The organism is Streptococcus sp. HMSC072G04, from assembly GCF_001813295.1.
In the GTDB taxonomy this organism is placed as follows: domain Bacteria; phylum Bacillota; class Bacilli; order Lactobacillales; family Streptococcaceae; genus Streptococcus.
This window is the reverse complement of record NZ_KV812025.1, coordinates 1-672: the sequence shown is the minus strand read 5'-3', so window position 1 is coordinate 672 and position 672 is coordinate 1. Positions and strand designations below refer to the sequence as shown.

Here is a 672-nt window from a genome sequence, read left to right as displayed (position 1 = left end):
TTTGTGCGAAATGACAGCAGGACAAAATGAAGCTCGTCAACAGGAAGTCAGCTAGAAAAGTAACCTTTGCTGTTTGGGCGAAGGCTTTCTGAACGAATCAGGTTTGTCTAAAACGTTATTTCCTACAAAAATTATTTTTATAGGAGGACATTTCAAATGTCACGTTATACAGGACCATCTTGGAAACAATCTCGCCGTCTTGGCTTGTCACTTACAGGTACAGGTAAAGAATTGGCACGTCGTAACTACGTACCAGGTCAACACGGACCAAACAACCGTTCAAAATTGTCAGAATACGGTTTGCAATTAGCTGAAAAACAAAAACTTCGTTTCTCTTACGGACTTGGTGAAAAACAATTCCGTAACTTGTTCGTACAAGCTACTAAAGTTAAAGAAGGAACTGTCGGTTTCAACTTCATGCTTCTTTTAGAACGTCGTTTGGATAACGTTGTTTACCGTCTTGGACTTGCGACTACTCGTCGTCAAGCTCGTCAATTCGTTAACCACGGTCACATCCTTGTTGACGGAAAACGCGTTGATATCCCTTCATACCGTGTAACTCCAGGTCAAGTGATCTCAGTTCGCGAAAAATCAGCTAAGGTTCCAGCTATCCTTGAAGCTGTTGAAGCTACAGTTGGACGTCCAGCATTTGTATCATTCGATGCTGACAAA

General features: G+C 41.8%; 1 protein-coding gene. It reads left to right on the top strand.

Features of this window, described 5'->3' with window-relative positions; genetic code table 11:
* Positions 1-156: 156 nt before the first annotated feature.
* Positions 157-672: 30S ribosomal protein S4 (gene rpsD / locus HMPREF2904_RS05770; RefSeq protein WP_070660884.1), on the top strand; the 516-nt coding region annotated here is incomplete at its 3' end.